Below are 26,146 nucleotides of genomic sequence, written 5' to 3'. Positions count from 1 at the left end.
CCTGAAATCCAATAATTCGAAGAGGTGTCGATATGCGTCTGTTGAAATCCCTGATCCCCGCCGCCCTGGCCCTGGCCTGCAGTGCAGGTGCCCACGCCGAACCCCAGGTCAGCATCTACAACTGGACCGATTACATCGGCCCGACCACCCTCGCCGACTTTCAGGCCGGCAGCGGTATCAAGGTGATCTACGACGTTTTCGATTCCAATGAAACCCTGGAAGGCAAACTCCTCGCCGGGCGTACCGGTTACGACGTGGTCGTTCCGTCCAACCACTTTCTCGCCCGTCAGGTGAAGGCCGGTGCGTTCCTCAAACTGGACCGCTCGCAACTGCCGAACTGGAAGAACCTCGATCCGAAACTCCTGGCCCTGCTCGAGAAGAACGATCCGGGCAACGAACACTCGGTGCCGTACCTGTGGGGCACCAACGGCATCGGCTACAACGTCGACAAGGTCAAACAGGTGCTGGGTGTCGACCACATCGATTCCTGGGCCGTGCTGTTCGAACCGGAGAACCTGAAGAAACTCACCCAGTGCGGCGTGTCGATGATGGACTCGGCGGACGAGGTGTTCCCGGCGGTCCTCAACTACATGGGCATGGACCCGCGCAGCGAAAACCCTGAGGACTTCAAGAAAGCCGAAGCCAAACTGCTGAGCATCCGCCCGTACATCACCTACTTCCACTCGTCGAAATACGTGTCGGACCTGGCCAACGGCGATATCTGCGTGGCGTTCGGTTATTCCGGTGACGTATTCCAGGCCGCCAACCGCGCCAAGGAAGCGAAGAACGGCGTGAACATCGCCTACACGATTCCCAAGGAAGGCGCCAACCTGTGGTTCGACCTGCTGGCGATTCCCGCCGATGCCGGCAACACCAAGGAAGCCCACGCCTTCATCAATTACCTGCTCGATCCGCAAGTGATCGCCAAGGTCAGCGCCTCGGTCGGCTACGCCAACCCGAACCCGCCGGCCAAGCAATACATGGACGTGGCACTGGTCAGCAATCCTGAGGTGTATCCGCCTCAGGAAGTGCTCGACAAGCTCTACATTTCCACCACCCCGCCCCAGTCGATCATGCGTCTGATGACCCGTTCCTGGAGCAAAGTGAAGTCGAACAAATGAATCAGTACACCCAGGAACACGCTCGCTCCTACTACGCTGCATCGGCTCGGGCGAGCACGCAATACCCTGCGCTTGAAGCTGACCTGATCGCCGATGTCTGCGTGATCGGCGGCGGCTTCACCGGCGTCAACACCGCCATCGAGCTGGCCCAGCGCGGCCTCTCGGTGGTGCTGCTCGAAGGCCGGCGCATCGGTTGGGGCGCCAGCGGGCGCAACGGTGGCCAGTTGATCCGCGGCATCGGCCATGAAGTCGAGGGCTTCGCCCGTCATGTCGGCGCCGAAGGCGTGCGCTACCTGCAACAGGCCGGTGTCGATTCGGTGGAGCTGGTGCGCCGGCGCGTCGAAGACAACGCCATCGAGTGCGACCTGCGCTGGGGCTTCTGCGAACTGGCCAACACCCCGGCGCAGTTCGAGGCGTTCAAGGCTGAACAGGAGAGTCTCGCGGCCTCGGGTTATGCCCATGCAACGCGACTGATCAGCCCTGAAGACATGCGCCGGCAAGTCGTCAATTCGGGTGTCTATAAAGGAGGCTTGATCGACATGGGTTCGGGCCACCTGCACCCGCTCGATCTGGTGCAGGGCGAAGCACGACTGGCGGCATCGCTCGGGGTGCGGATCTACGAGCAGAGCCCGGTACTGGAGATCATCCACGGTGCGACGGTAAAAGTGCGCTGCGCTTCAGGCACGGTGCGCGCCGGCAGTCTGGTGCTCGGTTGCAACGCGCATCTGGATGAACTCGAGCAACAGCTCAGCGGTAAAGTCTTGCCGGCGGGCAGCTACATCATCGCTACCGAGCCTCTGTCCAAGGAACGCGCCGCCGAGCTGATCCCGCACAACCTGGCGCTCTGCGACCAGAAAGTCGGCCTCGACTATTACCGGCTCTCGGCGGACCGGCGCCTGCTGTTCGGCGGTGCCTGCCACTATTCCGGCCGGGATCCGGCAGACATCGCCGCCTACATGCGACCGAAGATGCTCAAGGTATTCCCGCAACTGGCGGACGTGGGCATCGAGTTTCAGTGGGGCGGCAAGATCGGCATCACCGCCAATCGCTTCCCCCAGGTCGGGCGGCTCAAGCAGCACCCGAACGTGTTCTACGCCCAGGGTTACTCCGGCCATGGCCTGAACGTCACCCACTGGTGCGCCAAACTGTTGGGCGAAGCGATTCATGCCGGCCACAGTCAGGGCATGGACGTGTTCAGCGGCGTGCCGCACATGACCTTCCCCGGCGGCCCGGCACTGCGCTCGCCGCTGCTGGCACTGGGCATGTTCTGGTATCGCCTGCGGGAAATGCTGGGCTGAGGCTTGCCGATTTGCTCTATCGCAAAGCACTTCTATATTGATGAAGTGCTTTTGCGTTCCTGACGCTCAGTGCCCAACACACTCTGGAGGTCATGGATGGAGTCGTCAGCCACCGACAAACCGCAGGCACCCGGCCAGGCACCGGTCAAGACCCGGCGCTTCAGCATTTCGCTGGTCTGGATCGTGCCGATCGTCGCGGTGCTGGTGGGCATTTCGCTGGTGGTGCACAACCTGATGCAGGAAGGCCCGACCATCGTCGTCACCTTCAAGACCGGCAGCGGTCTGACCGCCAACAAGACCGAAGTCAAATACCGCAACGTGGTGGTGGGTCAGGTCTCGGACGTCGAGCTGGCCGACGACCAGAAGAGCGTCAACGCCACGATCAAACTGGCCAAGCAGGCCGAAACCTTTACCCGCGAAGACTCCAAGTTCTGGGTGGTACGCCCCCGTATCGGCGCCGGCGGCGTGTCGGGCATCGATACCCTGCTTTCCGGCGACTACATCGGGGCCGATATCGGCCAGTCCGAGTCCCGCGCCAAAAACTTCAAGGGCCTGGAAAACCCGCCGCCGATCACCTATGGCGAACCGGGCAGACGCTTCAACCTGCACTCCTCGGATCTCGGCTCGCTGGACATCGGCTCCCCGGTCTATTACCGCAAGATTCCGGTTGGCCAGGTCGTGGCTTACGCGCTCGATCCCGATGGCAAAGGGGTGAATATCGAAGTGTTCATCCACGCGCCAAACGATGCCTTCGTCACCGAGAACACCCGGTTCTGGAACGCCAGCGGCATAGACGTGAACGTCGGTGCCAATGGTTTTGCGGTGAAGACCGAATCGCTCTCGACCTTGCTGGTCGGTGGCATTGCCTTTCGCGCACCGGATTACAGCCCCAATGATGTGGCGGCAGCGGATGAAAAGTCCTTCGACCTGTTCGACGACCAGCAGACCGCCCTCGCCCCGCCCGCCGGTAAACCGCAGTACCTGAGCCTGCGTTTCGATCAGGCCATGCGCGGCCTCAAGGTCGATGCGCCGGTCGAATTCCTCGGCATGGAAATCGGCCGCGTGGTGAGCATCAACCTCGACTACGACGAGAAGAAACGCAGCTTCCCGGTCAACGTCGGCATCGTGATCTACCCGCAGCGCCTCGGCCGGGCCCACGAAAAAATGCTCAAGGTGCTCAACCACAACCCGGAAGACGAAGCCGCCGCGGTGCGCCTGATCGGCACCTTCGTCGACAACGGACTGCGCGCCCAGGCCCGGAGCGGCAACCTGCTTACAGGCCAGCTGTACATCGCTCTGGATTTCTTCCCGAAAGCCGAAAAAGTCGCGTTTGACCCGACGGCGCGTCCGATCGTCATTCCGACCATTCCCGGCAGCCTCGAACAGTTGCAGGAAAAACTCGAGGCGATGGTCGACAAGCTCAACAAACTGCCGGTGGAGCGTATTGCCGGCAATCTCGACGGCAACCTCGTCGAACTGCGCAAAAGCCTGAGCCAGTTCAATGCCAAGACGCTGCCCAGTGTGCAAAACACCCTGGCCGACGTGAGCAAGACCCTGCAATCGGCCAATTCAACGCTGGCCGAAGATTCGCCGCAGCGAGAAAAACTCACCCAGACCCTCGACGAACTCGGGCGCATGTCGCGTTCGCTGCGTGAACTGTCGGATTACCTCGGACGCCATCCGGAATCGCTGATTCGCGGTCGCCCCGACAACGCTGCGCCACTGGATCTCAAGGGACCGCCGCGCAATTGAGCACAGGAGCCTTGCCATGGCTTTACCGCTGAAGTTCACCGTGCTCGCCGCGTGCCTGCTGCTGGGTGCCTGTCGCAGCGACCCGATCAGCTTCCACACCCTGACCCCGGCACAGCCGATGCCTGGCCGATCAGGACAGGACATCGCGATTGAAAGCATCAGCGTGCCGCCCCAGGTCGACCGCCCGCAAATCGTCATTCGCCAGGGCAACAGCGGCCTGGCGATTCTGGAAACCCAATGGTGGGGCGCGAGCCTCAGTGACGAGCTGCGCAGTGCGCTGGTGGATCAGTTGAGCAACGCTGGAGTTGCGCGCAAAACGTCGGTGCGCATCGATGTGCAGCGTTTCGATTCGGTTCCCGGGCAATACGGATTGATGGACGTGAAATGGCGCCTGCGTCCGGCCGACGCGGGCGATAGCGGGCTGCTCACCTGCCGCTCGATTCTGCAGACGCCGTCCGGATCGAGCATCGACGACCTGGTGAACGCACAGCAGAACAACGTCAAACGCCTCGCCGAGCTGATCCGTCAGGCCGCCGGCAATGCGCGCAGTTGCCCGCCGTCCTGAGCCGCCGGTTTCAACTCCACGCTGAAGCGGCTGCCGCTGGACTGGCCGCTGCTCAACTGCACCCGCCAATGCTGGCGCTTGCAGATCCGCTGCACCAGCGACAACCCCAGGCCGAGGCCTTCACCGCGGCCCTCATCACCACGCACGAAAGGCTGGAACACCGCCTGACGCTGTTCCTCCGGGATGCCGATGCCGCTGTCTTCCACCACGAAACCGTTGCCGGTCAGGGTCAAGCGGACGAACCCGTGATCGGTGTAGTGCCAGGCATTGCGCAACAGATTGCCCATGACCGACTGCAGGAACGTCAGGTTGAAGCGTTCCATGCACGGCTGCTCCACCTCGTAGAAAAACTCCAGGCCCTTTTCACGAATCAGTCTGCCCCAGATCTCGCTCTGGGCATCGGCGACGTCCTTGAGCGTGACGCAGATATCGCTGCCGGTATCGTCCTCGGCGCGAGCCAGCATCAGGAAGGTATCCACCAGTTGGCGCATCTCGTGGCTGGCCCGGGCGATGCGATTGACCTGCGCGGTTGAACGGGCATCGAGTGACGGATTGGCGAGCAACAACTCGCAAGAGCCACAAAGCACCATCAATGGCGTGCGCAGTTCATGGCTGACATCGCTGGTGAACAGTTTTTCGCGGCTCAGGGTTTCGCGCAGACGGCCCAGGGTCTGGTCGAACGACAGCGCCAGTTCTCCCACTTCATCCGCCGCATAGTCCGGATGCAGCGGAGGCGCCAGCACCAGCAACTGATCGCGATGACGCACCTGACGCGCCAGACGAATTACTGGTGCCATGACCCGGCGTGCCAGCAACCGGCCAAGCACGAGCGCCAGCAGAACACTCAGGACAAAACCGACCGTGACCACGATGAACAACAATCGCTCGCGCTGTTCGAGGCTCTCCTGATCGCGCAACAACACATATTTGCGTCCACCGACCACTTCGACCATGGCAAAAAAGTCATCGCCATCGAAGCTGATTTCCTGAAAACCGGGTGCCAGTGACGCCAGCGAGGGAATAAGAGCCATCGCGCCAGGGCCGCCTTCGAAGAAAAACAACTCGCTCTTTTCCGGCTGGTGGCTCCAGCGATTGATGTCCTCCATGGCCAGCAGGCGATGCAGACCGCCGCTCAAGGTGCTGGTGGCCAGCCTGTGCTCGACGACGTGCACGGCGGCGACAATGCCCAGCGCAAACACCCCGGCGACGAGAGCGCTCATCAAAGCGAACACGATGACGATCCGTTTCGTCAGGCTTTGCTTGAGATCCATTCGGGTCGATGACTCCATTGCTGAATTCAGACTTCACGGTCAAAAACAGCGACATTGACCGAACCTGCGCAGCTTCACTGCAAACATAAACATTTGTTAAGACTGGCCAGTAAAAAAAGGGTATTTGAGTCTGGTTATCAAACACCGGATTAGTTGGGTTTTATCGACTCTCGCGAAATTTTCACATGTTCTTCACCGCCCCCCGACGTGCATGAACGTAATGTTCAGCCATTATTCAAGTACACAACTATAAAAGTTGGTTAAATCGCCGGCCAATATCGCCTGCGACGTCAAGGGGCATGCCGTGGAGCGACAGATGCAATTAACAGCGACATATAAACAACGCCGTACGCTGCGACTTGGAAAACTGTTGACCGGCATCGGTGTAGTGGTCGCCATCGGACTGGTCAGCGGCTTCGTCTGGGTAACCCGCTCGCCCGTGGATCTGGGCAACGCCGGCAAGGCTGCCCGGGCTGACTGGACACAGGCCTGGCAGGCTGGCGAAGTCGTGGCTCTGGTGCGTCATGCCGAACGCTGCGACCGTTCCGACAACCTCTGCCTGGGCCCGGCCGACGGCATCACCCAGGCCGGTAACGACTCTGCAGCGCTGGTGGGCAAAGGCTTCGTCGGTCTGGGCATGCAGCAGGCGCAGGTGTTCACCAGCCCGTTGACCCGTACCGTGCAGACCGCCCGCGCCATGTTCGGACAGGACGCCACGGCCCAGACCTGGCTCGAGTCCTGCGGTTCTTCTCTGCGCAACGACGTGGTGGCGCACAAGGTTGCCAAGCACAATCTGGTGCTGGTCACCCACAGCGGATGCATCAGCGATTTCGAAAAACAGACCGGTTTTCCTCACGCGGTTGCCGCCGAATACGGCAGCACCCTGTTCGCACGCATCGATGACAAAGGGCAACTTAAAGTGTTGGGCATCATGAATGCCGATGCCTGGTCTCAACTTAATAGTCATTAATGCTTTAGTTGGGGCGGACCGGAAAAGTTGCACTTTTTTAACTAGCCAGGAACGGATTTCATTAATTTGTAATGAAAGATGTATCTGCCCCCGATTTACTGGACAACGGTTTTTTTTAAGCTTGGCTATAGTGCGAGAACTCCGGCCTGGAGGTTCGGCAGCTCTCTGGATACAGGAAACGCCCGTCCCCCGATCGCACACCTGCATTCATTCAACACGATGTCCCGCCCGCTCAGGAACGCGCCGGGCAGGACATCGACACAAGAACTTCGTTTGGCACCAAGGCTTTGTCATGACGTCTGAAAACAACCCGCTGCGACACGCTGCCCGTCATTTCTCCCCCACCACGACTTTCGAGCGTTGGGCCATTCCCGGCCTGATTCTGGCTTTCGTGGTGTTTTATCTGTTGCCGCTGATGACCCACGGCCTGTGGATCCCCGATGAAACCCGCTATGGCCAGATCAGCCAGGAAATGCTGCTCAGCGGAAACTGGGTCGCGCCGCATTTCATGGGCATCCGCTATTTCGAAAAACCGATTGCCGGCTACTGGATGATTGCGATCGGCCAGGCGATCTTCGGTGAAAACCTGTTCGGCGTGCGTATCGCTTCGGCCCTGAGTACCGGCGTCAGCGTCTGGCTGACGTACCTCATGGCCCGCCGGTTGTGGAACAACCCACGCATCAGCGTTGCCAGCGCCCTGCTTTATATGAGCTTCGGGCTGATTGCCGGCCAGGCCGGTTACGCCAACCTCGATCCGCAGTTCACCTTGTGGGTCAACCTGAGCATGGTCGCCGTTTGGTTTGCCATCGACAGCCAGACCCCTCGCGCCCGTCTGGGTGGCTGGGCGCTGCTCGGTGTCGCCTGCGGCATGGGCCTGATGACCAAAGGGTTCCTGGCGTTATTGTTGCCGGTGCTGATCGCCCTGCCCTACATGATCTGGCAACGCCGCTTCGGCGAACTGGTGCGTTACGGACTGGTTGCCGTGGTGGTTTGCGTGCTGATCAGCCTGCCGTGGGTCTTGGCGGTTCATTACCGGGAACCTGATTTCTGGCGTTTCTTCTTCTGGCACGAACACATCCGTCGCTTTGCCGCCGGCGATGCCGCGCAGCACGCCCGCCCATGGTGGTTCTATCTGCCACTGCTGTTTGCCTCCACCCTGCCGTGGGCCGTCCTGCTGCCTTCGACGCTCCTGCGCACCTGGCGCGAAAAGCGTGAAGCCAAAACCGCCTACCTGGCGTTGTGGTTCCTGTTGCCACTGGCCTTTTTCAGCCTGAGCAGCGGCAAGCTGCCGACCTACATCATGCCGTGCCTGCTGCCGATCGCCCTGCTGATGGGGCAGACCGTGGTCAACTGGCTGGATCAGCACAGTGGCCGTGTCCTGCGCCTGAACGGCGTGATCAACACCGTCATCGCCAGTGCGGCGCTGGTGGCGCTGCTTTATCTGCAGGCAACCAAGGAAATCTACGAAAACACCGAGATGTTCAGCCTGTCGCTGGCCTATATCGTGCTGGTGGGCTGGATCATCGCCAACGCCTTGCAAGTGCTGCGTCCGCTGACGTTGTGGGCCATGCCGGCGCTGGGTATCGGCCTGCTGGTGGCGTTGCTGCCGGCGGCCATGCCAGGGCAGATCGTCAACAGCAAGATGCCCGACCAGTTCATTGCCGAGCATCAACAGGAACTGAGTGAAACCGCGTCGCTGCTGAGCAACGATCTGGGTGCGGCTTCCGCGCTGGCATGGCGTCTGAAGCGTCCGCAGGTGGATCTGTTCAACACCATCGGTGAACTGAAGTACGGCCTCGAAGACCCGGCCATGGAAGCACGTAAAGTCACGATGGACGGCGTCGGCCAGTGGATGACCGAAGCGCGGAAGAAAGGCGCGGTCGGTGTGGTCTTGCGCGTCAACAGTACGCAGGAAGAGCAGGAAGTCGGATTGCTGCCGGTAGACGGCAAGCATTACCGTCGCGGCAATCTGCAGATCTTCATCTTCCCGCAGCGCCAGCCATGACCTTGCGCAATAACGACCGGGGCGCCCTGCTGCTCCTGCTGGCCGCCAGCGCCCTGATGTTGCTGCTCGGCCTGGGCAGCCGCGAACTCTGGGGGGCAGAAACCCGCTGGGCCAACATCGCGTTGCAGATGATGCAAAGCGGCGATTACTTCGACCCGTACCTCAAGGGTGATCCCTACTACGACAAGCCGCTTTTGTCGTACTGGCTGATCACCGCGACCGCCTGGCTGACCGGCAGTCTCGATCACTGGTCGCTGCGCCTGTCTTCGGTGGTGTCCGCGTGGCTCAGCGTCTGGCTGGTGTATCTGCTGGGCGAGCAGCTGTTTCGCAAAGGCACTGGCCTGATCGCCGGCTGGATGCTGGCGACCACCTTCTATTTCGTGTTCTGGGCGCGGGTCGCCACCGCTGACATCCTGACGGTCTGCGGTGTGCTGGCGGCGGTCTGGTGGTATTGGCGCGGGCCGGACGACACGCGGTTTTCGCGCTATCTGGTGTTCTGCGTCCTGCTGTCCCTGACGTCGTTGTTCAAAGGCCTGATCGGCTTCATCCTGCCGGGGCTGGTTTTACTGCCGCACCTGCTGAGTGAGGGCCGCTGGAAACGTCATCTCAACCTGCGCCTGCTCGCGGCGCTGGTGATTGCCGGGGCGTTCTACATGACGCCGTTCCTGCTGTCGCACCTCTATGGCGCGCCGAACTACGGGGAAAACGGGCTGGGGCTGGTGTTGCGGGAAAACGTCGTGCGGTTTTTCCAGCCGTTCGACAACATCGGCCCGATCTACACCTATTTGCTGTACCTGCCGATCTACACCCTGCCCTGGGCGCCGTGCTGGATCATTGCCCTGTGGGTCGCGGCGAAGAACTGGAAACACATCGAACCGGATACCCGCTGGCTGATTCAGGGCCTCGGGTTGTTGATGCTGTTCTTCACCGCCAGCGGCAGCCGGCGCAGTTACTACGTGCTGCCACTGGTGCCGTTCGCGCAACTGCTCGGGGCCTGGTGGATTACCCGGCGCATGGCTGCGCGCAACGCCGAGAGCCCGTTTGGCGGGCGCGGACTGAAAATCGGTTTTGCCGTGACCACGGTGTTGCTGCTGGGGATTCTCGGCGTGCTCTACCCCTGGACCAACAGCGGTGGCGGCGCGATCCGTTTCGGCGAGACCGTGCGCCTGCAAGCCAGCCAGCGTGCGCCGTTGAGCCAATGGCACTTCGTCATGGTCGAGGTGGACAACAAGGTTCCGATGTACCTGCAGACCGGTGGCGAACCGTTCTACTACGTGCCGGAAACCCGCGACTTCCCTCGCGACGGCGATGCTGCCGCGATGTTCGAATGGCTGGAACGCACCAGCGGCAAGCACTGGGATCCGAAGCGTACGATCTTCGTCGCCCAGTACCGCACCGGCGAACCCGTGCCGCTCTCCAGGCTCGGTCAAGACCATCAAGTCATCACGACTACCCCGACCCGCGGCGAACAAGTGTTCCATGGCCGCGAGGATCAAAGCGTCGCCTACCTGCCCCAAGGCTCCTGAAAGACAACGCCGGGTTCGCCCGGCGTCCCCGCCCAGTGACTGCTAACCTGAATGGCAATGACATGTATTAACGGTTTGTTTGACGTTTTTTTCTCATTTGCCTCTCTACATTGCCAGCCAGCCAACATATGCAAATCATTCGCATTGAAGTTTTCCGGCGAATGCTTGCCCATAACGTCTAAAAAACAGGAGCTGCTACGTCATGAGTCCATCCCTTCCGTCCTTTCTCAAGCACGCTACTCTGGCAACCGCGCTGCTCGCAGCCGGTCAGGTGTTTGCCGCCGATTCCGTCGGCATCGTGGTCTACAACGCCCAGCACGAAACCCTGACCAAGGCCTGGGTCGCCGGCTTCACCGAGGAAACCGGGATCCCGGTCACGATCCGCAACGGCGACGACACGGAAATGGGCAACCAGCTCGTGCAGGAAGGCGCGGCCTCCCCGGCGGACGTGTTCCTGACGGAAAACTCCCCGGCCATGGTGCTGGTGGACAATGCCAAGCTGTTCGCCCCTGTAGCGCCGGCCACTCTTGAACAAGTGGGCTCGGCCTATCGTCCGGCCCATGGCCAGTGGGTCGGCATCGCCGCTCGCTCGACAGTCTTTGTCTACAACCCGGCCAAGCTGCCGGAAAAAGACCTGCCAAAATCCCTGATGGATCTGGCGACCCCGGCATGGAAAGGTCGCTGGGCTGCATCCCCTGCCGGCGCCGACTTCCAGGCCATCGTCGCCGCCGTGCTGGAACAGAAAGGCGAAGCCGCTACCCTGGAATGGCTCAAAGGCATGAAAGCCAACTTCACCGCCTATCGTGGCAACAGCTCGGTGCTCAAAGCGGTGAATGCCGGCCAGGTGGACAGCGGCGTGATCTATCACTATTACGCTTTCGTCGATCAGTCCAAGACCGGCGAAAACAGCAAGAACACCGCCCTGCACTACTTCAAGCATCAGGATCCGGGCGCGTTCGTGAGCATCTCCGGTGGTGGCGTGCTGAAGTCCAGCAAACACCAGGAAGAAGCACAGAAATTCCTCCAGTACATCACCGGCAAGCAAGGCCAGGAAGTGCTGCGCACCGGCAACTCCTTCGAATACGCCGTGGGCAAGGACTCGGCTTCCAACCCGAAACTGGTGCCGTTGAAGGATCTGGACGCACCGAAAGTCGACGCATCGAAGCTCGACAGCAAGAAAGCCGTCGAACTGATGACTCAGGCGGGACTGCTTTAATTGATGCCTGAAACTCTGCCGGCGGGGATCGCTGCGGCGCCCTCCGCCAACCTTTCACGCAGGACCCGCGCCCTCAACGGGCGCGGGAGCCCCTGGGTGGTCGTACTGGCGATCGGTGTTTCATTGCTGTCGTTACTGCCGATCGGCTTTGTGGTCGGTGTGTCGTGGTACACCGGCTGGGCGACCATCGAAGCCTTGATCTTCCGCCCTCGGGTGGCCGAATTGCTGATCAACACCGTGCTGCTGGTGTTGATCACCCTGCCGATCTGCATTGTGCTGGGCATCACTCTGGCCTGGCTGACCGAGCGCACCAACCTGCCCGGTCGGCGTTTGTGGTCAGTGCTGGCGGTTGCGCCGCTGGCGGTGCCGGCGTTCGTGCACAGCTATGCATGGGTCAGCCTGGTTCCGTCGATCAATGGACTGCCGGCCGGTGTGCTGGTGTCTGTGATCGCTTACTTTCCGTTCCTTTATTTGCCGATTGCGGCGACGTTGCGTCGTCTCGACCCGGCGATCGAAGACGTGGCCGAATCCCTCGGCCTGAAACCATGGGCCGTGTTCTTCCGGGTGGTGCTGCCGCAATTGCGCCTGGCCATCTGTGGCGGTGCGCTGTTGGTGGGCCTGCACTTGCTGGCCGAATATGGCCTGTACGCAATGATTCGCTTCGACACCTTCACCACGGCCATTTTCGATCAGTTCAAATCCACCTTTAACGGCCCGGCCGCCAACATGCTCGCCAGTGTTCTGGCGCTGTGCTGCCTGGCGATGCTGACCGTGGAATCTGCCGCTCGTGGCCATGCGCGTTATGCCCGGGTCGGTTCCGGCAGCGCCCGGGAACAGCGGACCGTGCGTCTCAAACCCGGCATCGCAGCCCTGGGCCTGTGCCTGCAAACCCTGACCTGCCTGCTGGCCCTCGGCGTTCCGATGCTGACGCTGGGCAGATGGTTGATCGCTGGCGGCGCTGAAGTCTGGCAAGGCGAAGAATTGTTGCCGGCCTTGCTCCAGACCCTGTCGTTCGGCGTGGCCGGTGCGGTGTTGACCAGTCTGGCGGCGATCCCGATTGCCTGGCTGTCGATCCGCGCGCCCGGCAAGCTTCAGCGTCTGCTGGAAGGCTGCAATTACATCACCAGTTCCCTGCCGGGGATTGTCGTGGCGCTGGCGCTGGTCACCGTGACGATCCACTTCGCCCGGCCGATCTATCAGACCACCATCACCGTGCTGCTGGCGTACCTGCTGATGTTCCTGCCGCGGGCGCTGGTCAGCCTGCGTGCCGGTTTCGCCCAGGCGCCGGTAGAGCTGGAAAACATCGCGCAAAGCCTCGGCCGCTCGCCGTTGCGTGCCTTGTGGCTGATCACCCTGCGCCTGGCCGCACCCGGTGCGGCGGCGGGTGCAGCGCTGGTGTTCCTGGCAATCACCAATGAATTGACCGCAACCCTGTTGCTCGCGCCCAATGGCACGCGCACCCTGGCCACCGGTTTCTGGGCCATGACCAGCGAAATCGACTACGCCGCCGCAGCACCTTACGCGCTGTTGATGGTGGTGCTTTCGCTGCCGCTCACGGCCATCCTCTATCACCAATCCAGGCGCAGTGCCGGCCGATGAACGCTCTCGACATCATCAATCTCAGTAAATCCTTCGGCGCGCAAACCGCGCTGGACACTATCAACCTGTCCGTCCCGACCGGCAGTCGCACCGTGATCGTCGGCCCGTCAGGCTCCGGCAAGACCACGCTGCTGCGGATGATCGCCGGGTTCGAGTTCCCCGATGCCGGCAGCCTGACGCTCAACGGCCAGACGCTGGTGGACAGCACCCACGCCGTGCCTGCCTACCAGCGCCAGATTGGCTATGTTCCACAGGATGGCGCGCTGTTTCCGCACATGACCGTGGCCGACAACATCGGTTTCGGACTGAGTGAAACCGGCAGCGCCAGAACCGAACGCATCCAGGCATTGATGGACAGCGTGGCCCTGAACGCCAACATGGCGGCGCGCTGGCCCCATGAGTTGTCCGGCGGCCAGCAGCAACGGGTGTCGCTCGCCCGGGCACTGGCCCAGCAACCGCGCCTGATGCTGCTGGATGAACCCTTTTCCGCCCTCGACACCGGTTTGCGCGGTGCCATGCGCAAAATGGTCGCGCGCCTGCTCGAAGAGAGCGGCGTGACGACGATTCTGGTCACCCACGACCAGGGCGAAGCCTTGTCGTTTGCCGATCAGTTGGCGGTCATGCGTGACGGGCGACTGGTGCAGTCGGGGCATCCGATGGACCTCTACCGCTATCCGGACGACGAGCAGACCGCACGTTTTCTCGGCGAAGCGGTGGTCATGCCGGCGCAGATCGAGGCCGGTTGGGCCCATTGCGATCTTGGACGGATCGCGGTGAACAGCAACGGTTTCTCCGGTCCTGCACAGATCATGCTGCGCCCGGAACAGCTTCAACTGTCCGACCTTCCCGCCGACTCAGAGGGCTGCAACGCCGTGGTCACCGAACGCGATTTCGGCGGCAACACGTGCACCCTGACGGTCGAGCTGCGTGCCGCAGCCAATGAGGAATCCGGTCGTTCGCTGCTGGTCCGCAGTACCGGGATGCACGCGCCGCCGGCCGGCAGCGCGGTACAACTGTCGATTCTAGGGGCGGCCCACGTCTTCGACGTGTCGTAACACTCGACTACAGATCGAAACGATCCACGGCGCGACGCCGTTCATTGTCGTCGCGCACGTCGTAGTTGGCGGTCGTCTGGATATTGCTGTGGTGCGCGAGTTTCTGGGCGATCGACAGATCGTGCTCTTCGATGACCCGGGTGATGAACGAACGCCGGAAATCGTGGGGCATGATCTTGACCCCGACCTGGGTCCCGCGCTGGCGGGCGATGTAATAGATCGCGTGCTTGGTGATGCGCTCCCGGGTGATGTGGCTGCCCCGGCGGATGCGGTTGAACAGAAACGTATCGTCGCTCTCGCCTTCCTTGAGCTCTGAACGACGAAACTCCAGCCAGGCACTGAGCTTGGCGAACGCCCAGGCCGGTGCGTATTTGATCAGTTGTTTATTGCCCTTGGCGGTGACGCACAGGCTGCGTTCAGTGAAGTCCACCTGGTTCAGATCCAGATCCACCGACTCGGACTTACGCATGCCGGTGCCGTACAACAATGCAATCACCGCCGCATCGCGCAACCCCTGCGGACGCGGATCGGCCGCGCAGACTTCCATCAGCTCATGAATCAGCGTGCGCTTCAGGTTGCGCCCCTGAGACAGCCGCGTACCGGCAATGCCCTTGACCGAGCGCATCTTCAACAGGTGATCCTGGCTGATCAGGCTCATGCGCCAGGCTTCGTTCATGACACCACGAATGGCATTTACATAGAGTGAAGAGGTGTTGGGGGCATAGTTGTCAGCGCGCAATGCGGCGACTAACGCGACAACATCCTCGGGTTGCAGGGCGTGCCAGGGAATGTCCTCGACATTCATGTCTTCAAAGCCGAGGCGATCGGCGGCATCTTGTAAAACGTACCGCATGGTGAGCTGGCTGGAAGGTGCCAATCGCGCCAAATACAAGGACAAAGGGTTACTTGCGATAGATTCTGAAGAGGTAACGGATAAGCTGCTCAAACGAAAGGCCTTGAGTAAAAAACAGTCCAGCACAACAACTAACAACTGCAATGAACTTGAAGTAAGAAAGAGTCTTGTAGTAGGACTTTTCCGATAAAGCCGCGGAAATCTGAACAGCGGCTGTATGAATTTCAGATAAACGATTCGCCGACCGGTTTTTCATATTCCTTTCACAAAATCGGGAATAACCTTAGCTAGATAGGTCCTCAGTCGGTACCGCCCAACCTGCCGGGCAACGCCTGAAAAGTCAACCAACCCCCGACGTCATGCTTACCAAGCAACTCGTTGATGCAAAACCCGTTTTTTGTGTCTACGCTGGGATTGGATCCGATGAACAGATGGATCTGTCCATTTTTTTCGCAATGAGGTGTCCATGAGTCAGGCGTTTCTCCCCTTCTCTCGCCCGAGTATCGGCGATGAAGAAATTGCGGCCGTCGAGCAGGTTCTGCGCTCGGGCTGGATCACCACCGGGCCGAAAAACCAGGCACTTGAAGAACAGTTCGCGCAGTACGTGGGATGCAAGCACGCCGTTGCACTGTCATCTGCCACCGGCGGCATGCACATCACCCTGCTGGCTCTGGGTATCGGCCCTGGCGATGAAGTCATCACACCGTCGCAGACCTGGGTCTCCACCGCCAACATGATTTCCCTGCTCGGTGCCACACCGGTGTTCGTCGATGTCGACCGCGACACCCTGATGACCGACGCCGCCCGTATCGAAGCGGCCATCACGCCGCGCACCAAAGCCATCATTCCCGTGCATTACGCCGGTGCCGCGTTCGATCTGGATCCGCTGTACGCACTGGCGGACAAGCACGGCATCGCCGTCATCGAAGACGCGGCCCACGCCGCCGGCACCCGCTACAAGGGCCGCCACGTCGGCTCCCACGGCACGGCGATCTTCTCGTTCCACGCGATCAAGAACATGACCTGCGCCGAAGGCGCGATGTTCGTCACCGACGACGAAGCCCTGGCCAGCCGCGTGCGCATGCTCAAGTTCCACGGTCTGGGCGTCGATGCCTATGACCGTCTGACCGGAGGCCGCAAACCGCAGGCCCAGGTCATGGAGCCGGGCTTCAAGTACAACCTGTCCGACATCAACGCCGCCATTGCCCTGGTGCAACTGCAGCGTCTGGACGCCATCAATGCCCGCCGCACCGAGCTGGCCGGTCAGTACCTGCAAAAGCTCGAAGGCTTGCCGGTGCAGCCGCTGGCGATTCCACAATATGCCCAGCAACACGCCTGGCACCTGTTCATCCTGCGCATCGACAGCGAGCGCTGCGGGATGGATCGCGAAGCCTTCATGAAGGGTTTGCAGGAGCAAGGCATCGGCACCGGCATCCATTTCATCGCCACCCACCTGCACACCTGGTACCGCCAGCGTGACCCTGACCTGTACCTGCCCAACACCGAATGGAACTCGGCGCGGCTGTGCTCGATTCCGCTGTTCCCCGACATGACCGACCAGGATCTGGATCGTGTTGTCGGCGCCATCGCCACTCTTATGGACAAACGCTCGTGAGACCTTACCCGATTAAATGCGTGTCGATCGTCATCCCGGTCTACAACGAACAGGACAGTCTGCCTGAGCTGCTTCGGCGCACAGAGGCGGCCTGCGCCCAACTCAAACATGACTACGAAATCGTGCTGGTCGACGACGGCAGCCGCGACGAGTCGGCCAATATGCTGGAAGAAGCCGCCGGACGCGAAAACAGCCCGTTCGTGGCCGTCATCCTCAACCGCAACTACGGTCAGCACGCCGCGATCATGGCCGGTTTCGAGCAATGCAAAGGCGACGTGGTGATCACCATCGACGCTGACCTGCAGAACCCGCCGGAAGAAATTCCGCGTCTGGTGGCCGAAGCCGAAAAGGGTTACGACGTCGTCGGCACCGTGCGTGGCAACCGTCAGGACTCGGCCCTGCGCCGCTACCCGTCGAAACTGATCAACCTCGCGGTGCAACGTTCCACCGGCGTGGCCATGAGCGACTACGGCTGCATGCTGCGCGCCTACCGCCGCACCATCATCGACGCGATGCTCGCCTGCCGCGAACGCAGCACGTTCATTCCGATCCTGGCCAACAGCTTTGCCCGCCACACCACCGAAATCGTCGTGGCCCACGCCGAGCGTGAGCACGGCGACTCGAAATACAGCCCGATGCGCCTGATCAACCTGATGTTCGATCTGGTCACCTGCATGACCACCACGCCGCTGCGTCTGCTGAGCATCGTCGGCTTCGCGATGGCAGGTCTGGGCGCACTGTTCGCCGTTGCGCTGATCGTGCTGCGCCTGGCGTTCGGTGCAGGCTGGGCCGGTGACGGCACGTTCGTACTGTTTGCGGTGCTGTTCGTGTTCACCGGTGGCCAGTTCATCGGCATGGGTCTGCTGGGTGAATACCTGGGACGCATGTACAGCGACGTGCGCGCCCGCCCGCGCTTCTTCATTGAAAAGGTGTTGCGCAGCCAGCCGGCCTCCCCGGCACCTGCGGTCACCGTTGACGGCCTTACTTCCAATTCCACTTCCGATCAGGTTCTCTCATGAGTGCAAAAACTGTTGTCTTCGCTTACCACGATATTGGCTGCGCCGGCATTGAAGCCCTGCTTAACAGCGGCTACGACATTGCAGCAGTGTTCACTCACGCCGACGATCCGAAAGAAAACGCCTTCTACGCCTCGGTTGCACAGCTGTGCGCCAGCAAAGGCATCCCGGTCCACGCGCCGGAAGATGCCAACCACCCGCTGTGGATCGAGCGCATCGCCAAGCTCGACCCTGAGTACATTTTCTCGTTCTACTACCGCAACCTGCTGAGCGAACCACTGCTGGCACTGGCAAAAAAAGGCGCGTTCAACCTGCACGGCTCGCTGCTGCCACGCTACCGTGGTCGCGCACCGGCCAACTGGGTGCTGGTCAACGGCGAAACCGAAACCGGTGTCACCCTGCACCGCATGGTCAAGCGCGCTGATGCCGGCGCCATCGTTGCCCAGCAACGCGTTGCCATCGAGCGCAGCGACACCGGTCTGACCCTGCACGCCAAACTGCGCACCGCCGCCAGCGACCTGCTGCGCGACACTCTGCCGAACATGCTGCAAGGCAAGATCACCGAAACCCCGCAAGACGAATCCAAGGCCACCGTATTCGGCCGTCGTACTCCGGCGGACGGCAAACTGGTCTGGGCCAAACCGGCCGAAGAGCTGTTCAACCTGGTTCGCGCCGTGACCCGTCCGTATCCTGGCGCCTTCTGCGCCGTGGGCGAGCACAAGCTGATCGTGTGGAGCGCCGAAGTCGTCAAGGGCAACGAAGGTCAGGCCCCTGGCCGTGTGATCAGCGTCGATCCGCTGCGCATCGCCTGCGGTGAAGACTCGCTGGTGATCAACGCCGGTCAGCGCAACGACAACGGTCTGTACCTGAGCGGCCCGCAACTGGCCAACGAACTGGGTCTGGTAGACGGTTCGCTGCTTCGCGGAGCCGAATCCGGCCGTGCGCCACGTCGTACCCGTGTGCTGATCCTGGGCGTCAACGGTTTCATCGGTAACCACCTGTCCGAGCGCCTGCTGCGTGACGACCGCTACGAAATCTATGGCCTGGACATCGGTTCCGACGCCATCGACCGTCTGCGCGACCACCCACGTTTCCACTTCGTCGAAGGCGACATCAGCATTCACTCCGAGTGGATCGAGTACCACATCAAGAAGTGCGACGTGGTCCTGCCGCTGGTGGCCATCGCCACGCCGATCGAATACACCCGCAACCCGCTGCGCGTATTCGAACTGGACTTCGAAGAGAACCTGAAACTGGTTCGCTACTGCGTCAAGTACAACAAGCGCGTGATCTTCCCGTCGACCTCGGAAGTCTATGGCATGTGCCAGGACAAGAACTTCGACGAAGACAGCTCCAACCTGATCGTCGGCCCGATCAACAAGCAGCGCTGGATCTACTCGGTTTCCAAGCAACTGCTGGACCGCGTGATCTGGGCTTACGGCGCCAAGGGCCTGAACTTCACCCTGTTCCGTCCGTTCAACTGGATGGGTCCGCGTCTGGACCGTCTGGACTCGGCCCGTATCGGCAGCTCCCGCGCCATCACCCAGCTGATCCTGAACCTGGTGGAAGGCACTCCGATCCGTCTGTTCGACGGCGGCGAGCAGAAGCGCTGCTTCACCGACATCGCCGACGGCGTCGAAGCGCTGGCCCGCATCATCGACAACGACAACGATGTCTGCAACGGCCAGATCATCAACATCGGCAACCCGGAAAACGAAGCCAGCATCCGTCAGCTGGGCGAAGAACTGCTGCGTCAGTTCGAAGCTCACCCGCTGCGCAGCAACTTCCCTCCGTTCGCCGGTTTCCGCGACGTGGAAAGCAAGGCGTTCTACGGTGCCGGTTACCAGGACGTGGAACACCGCAAGCCAAGCATCGCCAACGCCAAGCGCCTGCTGAACTGGGAGCCGACCGTGGAAATGCGCGAGACCATCGGCAACACCCTGGACTTCTTCCTGCGTGAAGCCATGCTCGAAATCGCGGACAAGCGTTAATGCAGGCAGGTCTTCGTATCGATGTCGACACCTACCGAGGCACCCGTGAAGGGGTGCCCCGGTTGCTGGAAATTCTCGACGAAGCGCAGGTCAAGGCAACGTTCTTCTTCAGTGTCGGCCCGGACAACATGGGCCGACATCTGTGGCGCCTGATCCGTCCGCAATTCCTCTGGAAAATGCTGCGTTCCAACGCCGCCGGCCTGTATGGCTGGGACATCCTGCTGGCCGGGACCGCCTGGCCGGGCAAACCGATCGGTCGCGACCTCGGGCACCTGATGCGTCAGGCCCGGGACGCCGGCCATGAAGTCGGCCTGCACGCCTGGGATCACCACGGCTGGCAGGCCAATGCCGGCACCTGGAGCGACGCGCAACTGATCGAGCAGATCCGTCGCGGCGTCGACACCCTGAGCGACATCATCGGCGAGAAAATCCAGTGCTCTGCCGCCGCCGGTTGGCGCGCGGACGAGCGCGTGGTCGAAGCCAAAGAAACTTTCGGTTTTCGCTATAACAGCGATTGCCGCGGGAATCGGCTGTTTCGACCACTGCTGGCCGATGGTTCAGTGGGTGCGCCGCAGATTCCGGTGGACATGCCGACCTTCGACGAGGTGGTCGGTCCGACCGTGGCGGCGAAGGACTTCAACGCCTTCATCCTTGACCGGTTCCGCCCGGACAACCTCAACAACTACACCATTCATGCCGAAGTAGAAGGGATTCTGATGGCCGACGATTTTCGCCGTTTGCTGGCCGATGCACGTCAGCGAGAAATCGAGTTCAAGCCTTTGGGCGATCTGTTGCCCGAGTTTCTCAACACATTGCCTGTCGGCCGTGTGCAGCGTGGCGTCCTCGAAGGCCGTGAAGGCTGGCTGGGAGTGCAAGGGGCATGAGCAAACGCTGGGCACTGCCGCTGCTGATCGGACTGTTTCTGCTCGCCTACCTGCTGCCGCTCGGCACCCATGGCTTGTGGATTCCCGATGAAACCCGTTACGCCCAGATCAGCCAGGACATGCTGCTGAGCGGCAACTGGGTGTCCCCTCATTTCATGGGCCTGCGTTATTTCGAGAAACCGATTGCCGGTTACTGGATGATCGCGCTGGGTCAGGAAATGTTCGGGCAGAACCTGTTCGGCGTCCGCTTCGCTTCGGCCCTCAGCACCGGTTTGAGTGTGCTGTTGTGCTTCCTGGTTGCCCGTCGCCTGTGGAACGAGCCGAGCAAAAGCTTCATCTGCGCCCTGCTCTACATGAGCTTCACGGTGGTTGCCGGTCAGGCGGGTTATGCCAACCTCGATCCGCAATTCACCTTCTGGGTAAACCTGAGCCTCGTCGCCCTGTGGTTTGCCGTCGACAGTCGTAGCACCCGGCAACGCGTAATCAGCTGGGCCGTGTTGGGGCTGGCCTGCGGGATGGGGTTCATGACCAAGGGTTTTCTCGCCTGGCTGCTGCCGGTACTGATCGCCCTGCCCTGGATGCTCTGGCAGAAACGCTGGCGTGAATTGCTGATCTACGGTCCGGTGGCGGTTGCCGTGGCGATCATCGTCAGCCTGCCGTGGGTACTGGCCGTGCACAGTCAGGAACCGGATTACTGGCGGTTCTTCTTCTGGCACGAACACATCCGCCGCTTTGCCGGTGACGATGCTCAACACGACGCGCCTTGGTGGTTCTACCTGCCATTGCTGGTTGCCTTCAGTCTGCCGTGGGTCGGCATGCTGGTGCCGGCGTTCAAGCAAGCCTGGCAGACCCGCACGCAACCGGGCATTGCCTTCCTGCTGCTGTGGCTGGTGATGCCGCTGGCATTTTTCAGCACCGCCAACGGCAAACTGCCGACCTACATCCTGCCGTGCCTGCTGCCGCTGGCGCTGTTGCTGGGTCATGCCCTGGCCGACCGACTGCGTCTGGAACAGGGCCGGGCCTTGAGCATCAACGGTTTGCTGAACCTGGTGCTGGGCGTCGTTACGCTGATCGCACTGGTTTACCTGCAATTGAAAAAACCGGTGTACGACCATGAGCTGCACAGCATGGTGCTGGTGTTCATTGCCCTGATCGGCTGGATCATCGCCAACCTTGCGCAAGCGTTTCTGCCGCTGCAGTGCTGGGCCGCTCCGGCGCTCGGCAGTCTGTTGCTGATCGGCGTGCTGCCGGCGGCGCTGCCGAAGTCGGTGGTGGCCAACAAGACTCCGGACCAGTTCATCCTGCATCACCTCGACGAACTGTCCGGCACCACGCACCTGCTGAGCAACGATCTCGGTGCCGCCTCGGCACTGGCCTGGCGCCTGAAGCAACCCAAGGTGGCGTTGTACAACACCGTGGGCGAGCTGAAGTACGGCCTGAGCTATCCGGAAGGCGCGGAACAGCGGATCACCACCGATGAAGTCCAGCAGTGGGTACGCGATGCCCGCCGCACCGGCTCGGTCGGCGTGGTCATGCGGGTCAAGGGCGACGACGAGCTGCATGAAGTCGACCTGCTGCCCAAGGACGGCACCCGTTACGAGCAAGGCAATCTGGTGATCATCGTCCTGCCCAAGGATCCGTCATGAGCTGGTTGCTGTTGCTGACGGCGTGTCTGCTGACGTGCCTGGGCCAGGTTGCACAGAAGTACGCGGTGGAGAGCTGGCGCGGGGTCGATTCGTCCTGGGCCGACAAACTGCGCTCGCCCTGGCTGTGGCTGGCGCTGTTCGCACTGGGCTCGGGCCTGCTGGTCTGGCTGCTGGTGCTGCAACGCCTTGAAGTGGGCATCGCTTACCCGATGCTCAGCCTCAACTTTGTGCTGATCACCTTGATCGCGCGTTTCGTGTTTCGCGAACCGATCGATCGCCAGCACTGGATCGGTGTCGCACTGGTGATCGGCGGCGTGGCACTGCTGGGACAACAGTCATGAGTCAGGGACGCGGAATCGGCTTTGCACTGGGCAGCGTGTTGCTGGTCAGCGGCGCCCAACTGGGCATGCGCTGGAGCATGACGCGCCTGCCGCAGCCGGAACAATGGCTGTCAGCCTTGAGCAGCGGTAGCGTCGATCTGTCGGCGCTCGCGGTTGTCGCCACGGCCATTTTTGCCTACGCACTGTCGATGCTCTGCTGGCTCGCCGCCCTGCGCGACCTGCCGCTGGGCCGGGCCTATTCGCTGCTGAGCATCAGCTATGCGCTGGTGTATCTGTTGGCGGCCAGTCTGCCGCTGTTCAACGAATCCTTCAGTTTCACCAAATCACTGGGCGTGGCACTGGTCATGCTCGGTGTCATCACTATCAACACTCGTCCGGCACAAGCGCCCGATTTGAGGAGTGCTCCATGAAAATCACAGTATTTGGAAGCGGTTACGTCGGCCTGGTGCAAGCCGCGGTTCTGGCCGAGGTCGGCCATGATGTCGTGTGCATGGATATCGATCAGAAGAAGGTCGAACTGCTCAGCCAGGGTCACGTCAGCATCTTCGAACCGGGCCTGTCGAGCCTGGTCCGTGAAGGCCTGGATTCCGGTCGTCTGCACTTCACTGCCGATGAGAAAAACGCCGTGCTTCATGGTCGCGTCGCCTTCATTGCCGTGGGCACACCGTCCAGCGAGGATGGCTCGGCCGACCTGAAATACGTGCTGTCGGTGGGCGATGCCGTTGCCCGTCATCGCGAGCAACCGCTGATCCTGGTGGAAAAATCCACCGTACCGGTCGGCACTGGCGACACCCTGCGCGCCCATATCCAGGCCGCGCTGGACAAGGCGGGTCGCGCGCTGCAGTTCGATATCGTCTCCAACCCGGAATTCCTCAAGGAAGGTTCGGCGGTCTCCGACTGCCGTCGTCCGGACCGCATCGTCATCGGCTGCGAAGGCGATGAAGTGCGTGACGTGATGCGCGACCTGTACTCGCCGTTCAACCGCAACCATGACCGCATAATGTTCATGGACCTGCGCAGCGCCGAGCTGACCAAGTATGCCGCCAACTGCATGCTGGCGACCAAGATCAGCTTCATCAACCAGATCGCTGAACTGGCCGAACACCTGGGCGCCGACATCGAGTCGGTACGCCAGGGCATCGGCGCCGACACGCGCATCGGTTACCACTTCATCTATCCGGGCTGCGGCTACGGCGGCTCGTGCTTCCCCAAAGACATGCGCGCGCTGATCCACAGTGCCGAACAGGCCCATTGCTCCAGCGACCTGCTGCAAGCGGTCGAGGCGATCAACGAACGTCAGAAGCACAAGCTGTTCGACCGCATCAATGCGTTCTACAAGGGTGATCTGCGCGGCAAGACCTTCGCCCTGTGGGGTCTGGCGTTCAAGCCGAACACCGACGACATGCGCGATGCGCCAAGCCGCGTGCTGCTTGATTCGCTGTTCGCCGCCGGCGCCAGCGTTCGCGCGTTCGACCCGGAAGCGATGCAGGAAACCCAGCATCTGTACCCGAACGAAGAAAAACTGATGCTGATGGGCACCCCTGAATCGGTGCTTGCCGGTTCCGACGCGCTGATCATCTGCACCGAATGGCAACAGTTCAAGGCGCCGGATTTCGACCTGATCCAGCAACGCCTCAAGGATCCGGTGATCTTCGACGGCCGTAACCTGTACGACGCCGACCGTCTGGCGCGCAATGGCTTCAAGTACTTCCCGATCGGCCGTGGGGACTCGCGCAAGTTGCCGATCCCGCTGCAACAATGGCCTAACACTGCGGACGTCGCTTGATTACGTTGTCGCCTGCCATCCGCCGGCAGTCCCTGATCGCAGGGCTGCTGGCACTGTTGTTGTTTATCGCCGGGGTTTATGGACAGGCACCCATTGGCTTTGATTCACGCTTTGTACTGTTTGCCCAGGAAATGCTGCGACACGGGCCGACGGTATTCCCGACCACCTACGGCGAGCCTTACGCAGACTATTCGGCGTTGTCGACGTTGTTCATCTGGCTGTTGGCGTTGCCTTTCGGGGCTATCAATACACTGACCGCGTGGTTGCCCAGCGCCATCGCGGGCGGGGTGATCGTGATGTTGATGTACCGCTTGCTGGCGGTGCATTCGCAGCGCTGGGCATTGATCAGCATTGCGCTGCTGATGCTCACCAGTACGTTCATCACGGAAGTCCGCGCGGTGTCGCAAGACCTGATGCTGGCTGCCGTCGCGTTGTCGGTGTTCTACCTGGGTTACGCGCACGACCATTTCGGCTCCGGCCGACGCTGGCCGCTGATTTTCGTCCTGCTGTTGCTGGGTTTCGGCATCCGTGGGCCGATCGGGCTGGTGGTGCCGACCGGCATGCTCTGCAGCTATTACCTGCTCAATCGTCAGTGGACACGGCTGTTCGTGTTCGGTGTGCTGGCGTCGATCCTGCTCGCGGCGTGTGTCGGCCTGTTGTTGTGGCTGGCCAAGCTCAGCGGCGGCGAGGCTTTCCTGCAAGACGTGATCCGCATGCAGTTCATGGGGCGCATGGATGGCAGTGAAGGCGTCAGCGGTTCGCTGTACTACTTCACCAGTTCGCTGGGCAACTACGCGCTGGCTTACCCGCTGGTCATTGTGGTGCTGGCGGCGGCGTGGCTGAGCAAACCGCATCAGCGCGGACCGGCCTTGCGGCTGGTGCAATATTGCGCGGCGGCCGGGTTGATCGTCATGGTCGGTCTGTCGATTCCACAGGCGAAGAAGGCGCGTTACCTGCTGCCGATGTTGCCGATGGCCGCGATCATCGCCGCGTATCCGTTCCAGGTGGCTCACGGTCGAGTGTTTGCGTGGCTGCGCGGGATCATTCAGGCCCTGTGGCTGCTGACGCCGCTGTTGCTGATCGTTGCCCTGCTGGTTGCGCGACGCAAGTTCCCGGAGCTGTTGACCGGTGTCATGCCGGTGCTGATCGTGCTGGGCGTGCTGCAACTGCTGGCGTTGTCCAGACTCTGGAAGCCGCGCTGGCGTGCCGAAGTGCTGGCACTGAGCGCGGTACTGGCGTTGTGGACGGTCTATGCCGCCGTGTTCGAGCCGGTGGAACGCGCGCTCTATGACACCCGTTCTTTCAGTCGGGCGGCGTTCGCCCAGGTTCAACAGAACCCGGCCCCGCTGGTGCTGCACGGCATGGGCAAGGACGCCAAGGCGATCAAGTTCATGGTCAACGTCGAGCAGGACCTGCAACCGCAGTTCACCGAAACCGTTCAGCAACTGGAAGCACTCCAGGGTCCGGCCTGGCTGATCATGGACAGCAAGGATATGCAGTCACTGCAAGGCACGCCGCTGGCCAGCCTGCAACCGGTACTGAGCGGTCGCTTCGACAAGAACGATTACGTGCTGTTGTACCTGAAACCCTTGTAGACCTCGCTGAAGGCTGCGATCTTGCGGAGCTTCCCAGGATC

At 61.4% G+C, this 26,146-nt stretch carries 21 protein-coding genes; 19 read left to right on the top strand and 2 right to left on the bottom strand.

What is annotated here, in order from left to right:
- Positions 1 to 32: 32 nt before the first annotated feature.
- From ACKLNA_RS04985 to ACKLNA_RS04970, 4 genes are all read left to right on the top strand, one after another.
- A complete protein-coding gene (locus ACKLNA_RS04985) occupies positions 33 to 1,121 on the top strand; it encodes a polyamine ABC transporter substrate-binding protein (protein ID WP_408985068.1) in 1,089 nt (362 codons plus the stop codon).
- Positions 1,118 to 2,419, top strand: coding sequence for an NAD(P)/FAD-dependent oxidoreductase (locus ACKLNA_RS04980; protein WP_408985067.1), 1,302 nt, complete (start codon positions 1,118 to 1,120; stop codon positions 2,417 to 2,419). Before ACKLNA_RS04985 ends, ACKLNA_RS04980 begins: the two co-directional genes overlap by 4 nt.
- A gap of 96 nt (positions 2,420 to 2,515) precedes the next feature.
- Positions 2,516 to 4,171, top strand: coding sequence for an intermembrane transport protein PqiB (locus ACKLNA_RS04975; protein ID WP_408985066.1), 1,656 nt, complete (start codon positions 2,516 to 2,518; stop codon positions 4,169 to 4,171).
- Positions 4,172 to 4,187: 16 nt separating this feature from the next.
- Positions 4,188 to 4,736, top strand: a complete 549-nt coding sequence (locus ACKLNA_RS04970; RefSeq protein ID WP_408985065.1) for a membrane integrity-associated transporter subunit PqiC — start codon at positions 4,188 to 4,190, stop codon at positions 4,734 to 4,736.
- Here the strand turns inward: ACKLNA_RS04970 and ACKLNA_RS04965 are convergent.
- Positions 4,697 to 6,007 (bottom strand): HAMP domain-containing sensor histidine kinase, encoded by a 1,311-nt coding sequence (locus ACKLNA_RS04965; RefSeq protein WP_114883217.1) that lies wholly within the window; start codon positions 6,005 to 6,007, stop codon positions 4,697 to 4,699. The two genes, ACKLNA_RS04970 and ACKLNA_RS04965, sit on opposite strands and share 40 nt — an antisense overlap.
- A 316-nt stretch (positions 6,008 to 6,323) precedes the next feature.
- Here ACKLNA_RS04965 and ACKLNA_RS04960 point away from each other — a divergent pair, with 316 nt between their 5' ends.
- The 6 genes from ACKLNA_RS04960 (at position 6,324) to ACKLNA_RS04935 (ending at position 14,378) form a co-directional block, all read left to right on the top strand.
- Entirely contained in the window at positions 6,324 to 6,977 is a 654-nt protein-coding gene (locus ACKLNA_RS04960; protein WP_408985064.1) for a histidine phosphatase family protein, read from the top strand.
- A 292-nt stretch (positions 6,978 to 7,269) separates the two neighbouring features.
- The gene (gene arnT, locus ACKLNA_RS04955; RefSeq protein WP_408985063.1) at positions 7,270 to 8,982 is read left to right on the top strand and encodes a lipid IV(A) 4-amino-4-deoxy-L-arabinosyltransferase; all 1,713 of its coding nucleotides are present in this window, start codon (positions 7,270 to 7,272) and stop codon (positions 8,980 to 8,982) included.
- Positions 8,979 to 10,508: an ArnT family glycosyltransferase gene (locus tag ACKLNA_RS04950; protein WP_408985062.1), complete on the top strand. Its 1,530-nt coding sequence runs from the start codon at positions 8,979 to 8,981 to the stop codon at positions 10,506 to 10,508. The genes arnT (ACKLNA_RS04955) and ACKLNA_RS04950 overlap by 4 nt, the downstream gene beginning before the upstream one ends.
- A gap of 202 nt (positions 10,509 to 10,710) precedes the next feature.
- The gene (locus ACKLNA_RS04945; RefSeq protein ID WP_085709962.1) at positions 10,711 to 11,724 is read left to right on the top strand and encodes an iron ABC transporter substrate-binding protein; all 1,014 of its coding nucleotides are present in this window, start codon (positions 10,711 to 10,713) and stop codon (positions 11,722 to 11,724) included.
- Positions 11,725 to 11,727: 3 nt separating this feature from the next.
- Positions 11,728 to 13,323: an ABC transporter permease gene (locus tag ACKLNA_RS04940; RefSeq protein WP_408985061.1), complete on the top strand. Its 1,596-nt coding sequence runs from the start codon at positions 11,728 to 11,730 to the stop codon at positions 13,321 to 13,323.
- A complete protein-coding gene (locus tag ACKLNA_RS04935; protein WP_408985060.1) occupies positions 13,320 to 14,378 on the top strand; it encodes an ABC transporter ATP-binding protein in 1,059 nt (352 codons plus the stop codon). The genes ACKLNA_RS04940 and ACKLNA_RS04935 overlap by 4 nt, the downstream gene beginning before the upstream one ends.
- A gap of 7 nt (positions 14,379 to 14,385) precedes the next feature.
- On the opposite strand, the gene xerC is transcribed toward ACKLNA_RS04935, so the two are convergent.
- Entirely contained in the window at positions 14,386 to 15,324 is a 939-nt protein-coding gene (gene xerC, locus ACKLNA_RS04930; RefSeq protein WP_408985059.1) for a tyrosine recombinase XerC, read from the bottom strand.
- 373 nt (positions 15,325 to 15,697) lie between these two features.
- Between xerC and arnB the strand changes: the two genes are divergently transcribed.
- The 9 genes from arnB to ACKLNA_RS04885 are packed head-to-tail and all read left to right on the top strand — an operon-like array spanning position 15,698 to position 26,105.
- The gene (gene arnB / locus ACKLNA_RS04925) at positions 15,698 to 16,846 is read left to right on the top strand and encodes a UDP-4-amino-4-deoxy-L-arabinose aminotransferase (protein ID WP_408985058.1); all 1,149 of its coding nucleotides are present in this window, start codon (positions 15,698 to 15,700) and stop codon (positions 16,844 to 16,846) included.
- Positions 16,843 to 17,865: an undecaprenyl-phosphate 4-deoxy-4-formamido-L-arabinose transferase gene (arnC, locus tag ACKLNA_RS04920; protein WP_114883231.1), complete on the top strand. Its 1,023-nt coding sequence runs from the start codon at positions 16,843 to 16,845 to the stop codon at positions 17,863 to 17,865. The genes arnB and arnC overlap by 4 nt, the downstream gene beginning before the upstream one ends.
- Positions 17,862 to 19,853 (top strand): bifunctional UDP-4-amino-4-deoxy-L-arabinose formyltransferase/UDP-glucuronic acid oxidase ArnA, encoded by a 1,992-nt coding sequence (arnA, locus tag ACKLNA_RS04915; protein WP_408985057.1) that lies wholly within the window; start codon positions 17,862 to 17,864, stop codon positions 19,851 to 19,853. Before arnC ends, arnA begins: the two co-directional genes overlap by 4 nt.
- Positions 19,853 to 20,737 (top strand): 4-deoxy-4-formamido-L-arabinose-phosphoundecaprenol deformylase, encoded by an 885-nt coding sequence (gene arnD, locus ACKLNA_RS04910; protein WP_085709968.1) that lies wholly within the window; start codon positions 19,853 to 19,855, stop codon positions 20,735 to 20,737. The genes arnA and arnD overlap by 1 nt, the downstream gene beginning before the upstream one ends.
- The gene (gene arnT / locus ACKLNA_RS04905) at positions 20,734 to 22,383 is read left to right on the top strand and encodes a lipid IV(A) 4-amino-4-deoxy-L-arabinosyltransferase (protein ID WP_408985056.1); all 1,650 of its coding nucleotides are present in this window, start codon (positions 20,734 to 20,736) and stop codon (positions 22,381 to 22,383) included. The genes arnD and arnT (ACKLNA_RS04905) overlap by 4 nt, the downstream gene beginning before the upstream one ends.
- Positions 22,380 to 22,724, top strand: a complete 345-nt coding sequence (arnE, locus tag ACKLNA_RS04900; RefSeq protein ID WP_065257283.1) for a 4-amino-4-deoxy-L-arabinose-phosphoundecaprenol flippase subunit ArnE — start codon at positions 22,380 to 22,382, stop codon at positions 22,722 to 22,724. Before arnT (ACKLNA_RS04905) ends, arnE begins: the two co-directional genes overlap by 4 nt.
- Positions 22,721 to 23,134, top strand: coding sequence for a 4-amino-4-deoxy-L-arabinose-phosphoundecaprenol flippase subunit ArnF (arnF, locus tag ACKLNA_RS04895; RefSeq protein ID WP_408985055.1), 414 nt, complete (start codon positions 22,721 to 22,723; stop codon positions 23,132 to 23,134). Before arnE ends, arnF begins: the two co-directional genes overlap by 4 nt.
- Complete coding sequence (locus ACKLNA_RS04890) at positions 23,131 to 24,510, top strand: UDP-glucose dehydrogenase family protein (RefSeq protein ID WP_408985054.1); 1,380 nt, start codon at positions 23,131 to 23,133, stop codon at positions 24,508 to 24,510. The genes arnF and ACKLNA_RS04890 overlap by 4 nt, the downstream gene beginning before the upstream one ends.
- Positions 24,507 to 26,105 (top strand): ArnT family glycosyltransferase, encoded by a 1,599-nt coding sequence (locus ACKLNA_RS04885; protein WP_408985053.1) that lies wholly within the window; start codon positions 24,507 to 24,509, stop codon positions 26,103 to 26,105. The genes ACKLNA_RS04890 and ACKLNA_RS04885 overlap by 4 nt, the downstream gene beginning before the upstream one ends.
- Positions 26,106 to 26,146: the final 41 nt, after the last annotated feature.

This window comes from Pseudomonas sp. UV AK001, assembly GCF_046097675.1.
GTDB classification, from domain to species: domain Bacteria; phylum Pseudomonadota; class Gammaproteobacteria; order Pseudomonadales; family Pseudomonadaceae; genus Aquipseudomonas; species Aquipseudomonas kribbensis.
The sequence above is the reverse complement of the archived record's forward strand: the minus strand, read 5'-3'. Positions and strand labels throughout refer to the sequence as shown.

Excerpts from the sequence above, each read along its gene's own strand:
- ACKLNA_RS04985 (WP_408985068.1), top strand. The coding sequence starts at position 33 with ATGCGTCTGTTGAAATCCCTGATCCCCGCCGCCCTGGCCCTGGCCTGC.
- ACKLNA_RS04980 (WP_408985067.1), top strand. The coding sequence starts at position 1,118 with ATGAATCAGTACACCCAGGAACACGCTCGCTCCTACTACGCTGCATCG.
- ACKLNA_RS04975 (WP_408985066.1), top strand. The coding sequence starts at position 2,516 with ATGGAGTCGTCAGCCACCGACAAACCGCAGGCACCCGGCCAGGCACCG.
- ACKLNA_RS04970 (WP_408985065.1), top strand. The coding sequence starts at position 4,188 with ATGGCTTTACCGCTGAAGTTCACCGTGCTCGCCGCGTGCCTGCTGCTG.
- ACKLNA_RS04965 (WP_114883217.1), bottom strand. The coding sequence starts at position 6,007 with ATGGATCTCAAGCAAAGCCTGACGAAACGGATCGTCATCGTGTTCGCT.
- ACKLNA_RS04960 (WP_408985064.1), top strand. The coding sequence starts at position 6,324 with ATGCAATTAACAGCGACATATAAACAACGCCGTACGCTGCGACTTGGA.
- arnT (WP_408985063.1), top strand. The coding sequence starts at position 7,270 with ATGACGTCTGAAAACAACCCGCTGCGACACGCTGCCCGTCATTTCTCC.
- ACKLNA_RS04950 (WP_408985062.1), top strand. The coding sequence starts at position 8,979 with ATGACCTTGCGCAATAACGACCGGGGCGCCCTGCTGCTCCTGCTGGCC.
- ACKLNA_RS04945 (WP_085709962.1), top strand. The coding sequence starts at position 10,711 with ATGAGTCCATCCCTTCCGTCCTTTCTCAAGCACGCTACTCTGGCAACC.
- ACKLNA_RS04940 (WP_408985061.1), top strand. The coding sequence starts at position 11,728 with ATGCCTGAAACTCTGCCGGCGGGGATCGCTGCGGCGCCCTCCGCCAAC.
- ACKLNA_RS04935 (WP_408985060.1), top strand. The coding sequence starts at position 13,320 with ATGAACGCTCTCGACATCATCAATCTCAGTAAATCCTTCGGCGCGCAA.
- arnB (WP_408985058.1), top strand. The coding sequence starts at position 15,698 with ATGAGTCAGGCGTTTCTCCCCTTCTCTCGCCCGAGTATCGGCGATGAA.
- arnA (WP_408985057.1), top strand. The coding sequence starts at position 17,862 with ATGAGTGCAAAAACTGTTGTCTTCGCTTACCACGATATTGGCTGCGCC.
- arnD (WP_085709968.1), top strand. The coding sequence starts at position 19,853 with ATGCAGGCAGGTCTTCGTATCGATGTCGACACCTACCGAGGCACCCGT.
- arnT (WP_408985056.1), top strand. The coding sequence starts at position 20,734 with ATGAGCAAACGCTGGGCACTGCCGCTGCTGATCGGACTGTTTCTGCTC.
- arnE (WP_065257283.1), top strand. The coding sequence starts at position 22,380 with ATGAGCTGGTTGCTGTTGCTGACGGCGTGTCTGCTGACGTGCCTGGGC.
- arnF (WP_408985055.1), top strand. The coding sequence starts at position 22,721 with ATGAGTCAGGGACGCGGAATCGGCTTTGCACTGGGCAGCGTGTTGCTG.
- ACKLNA_RS04890 (WP_408985054.1), top strand. The coding sequence starts at position 23,131 with ATGAAAATCACAGTATTTGGAAGCGGTTACGTCGGCCTGGTGCAAGCC.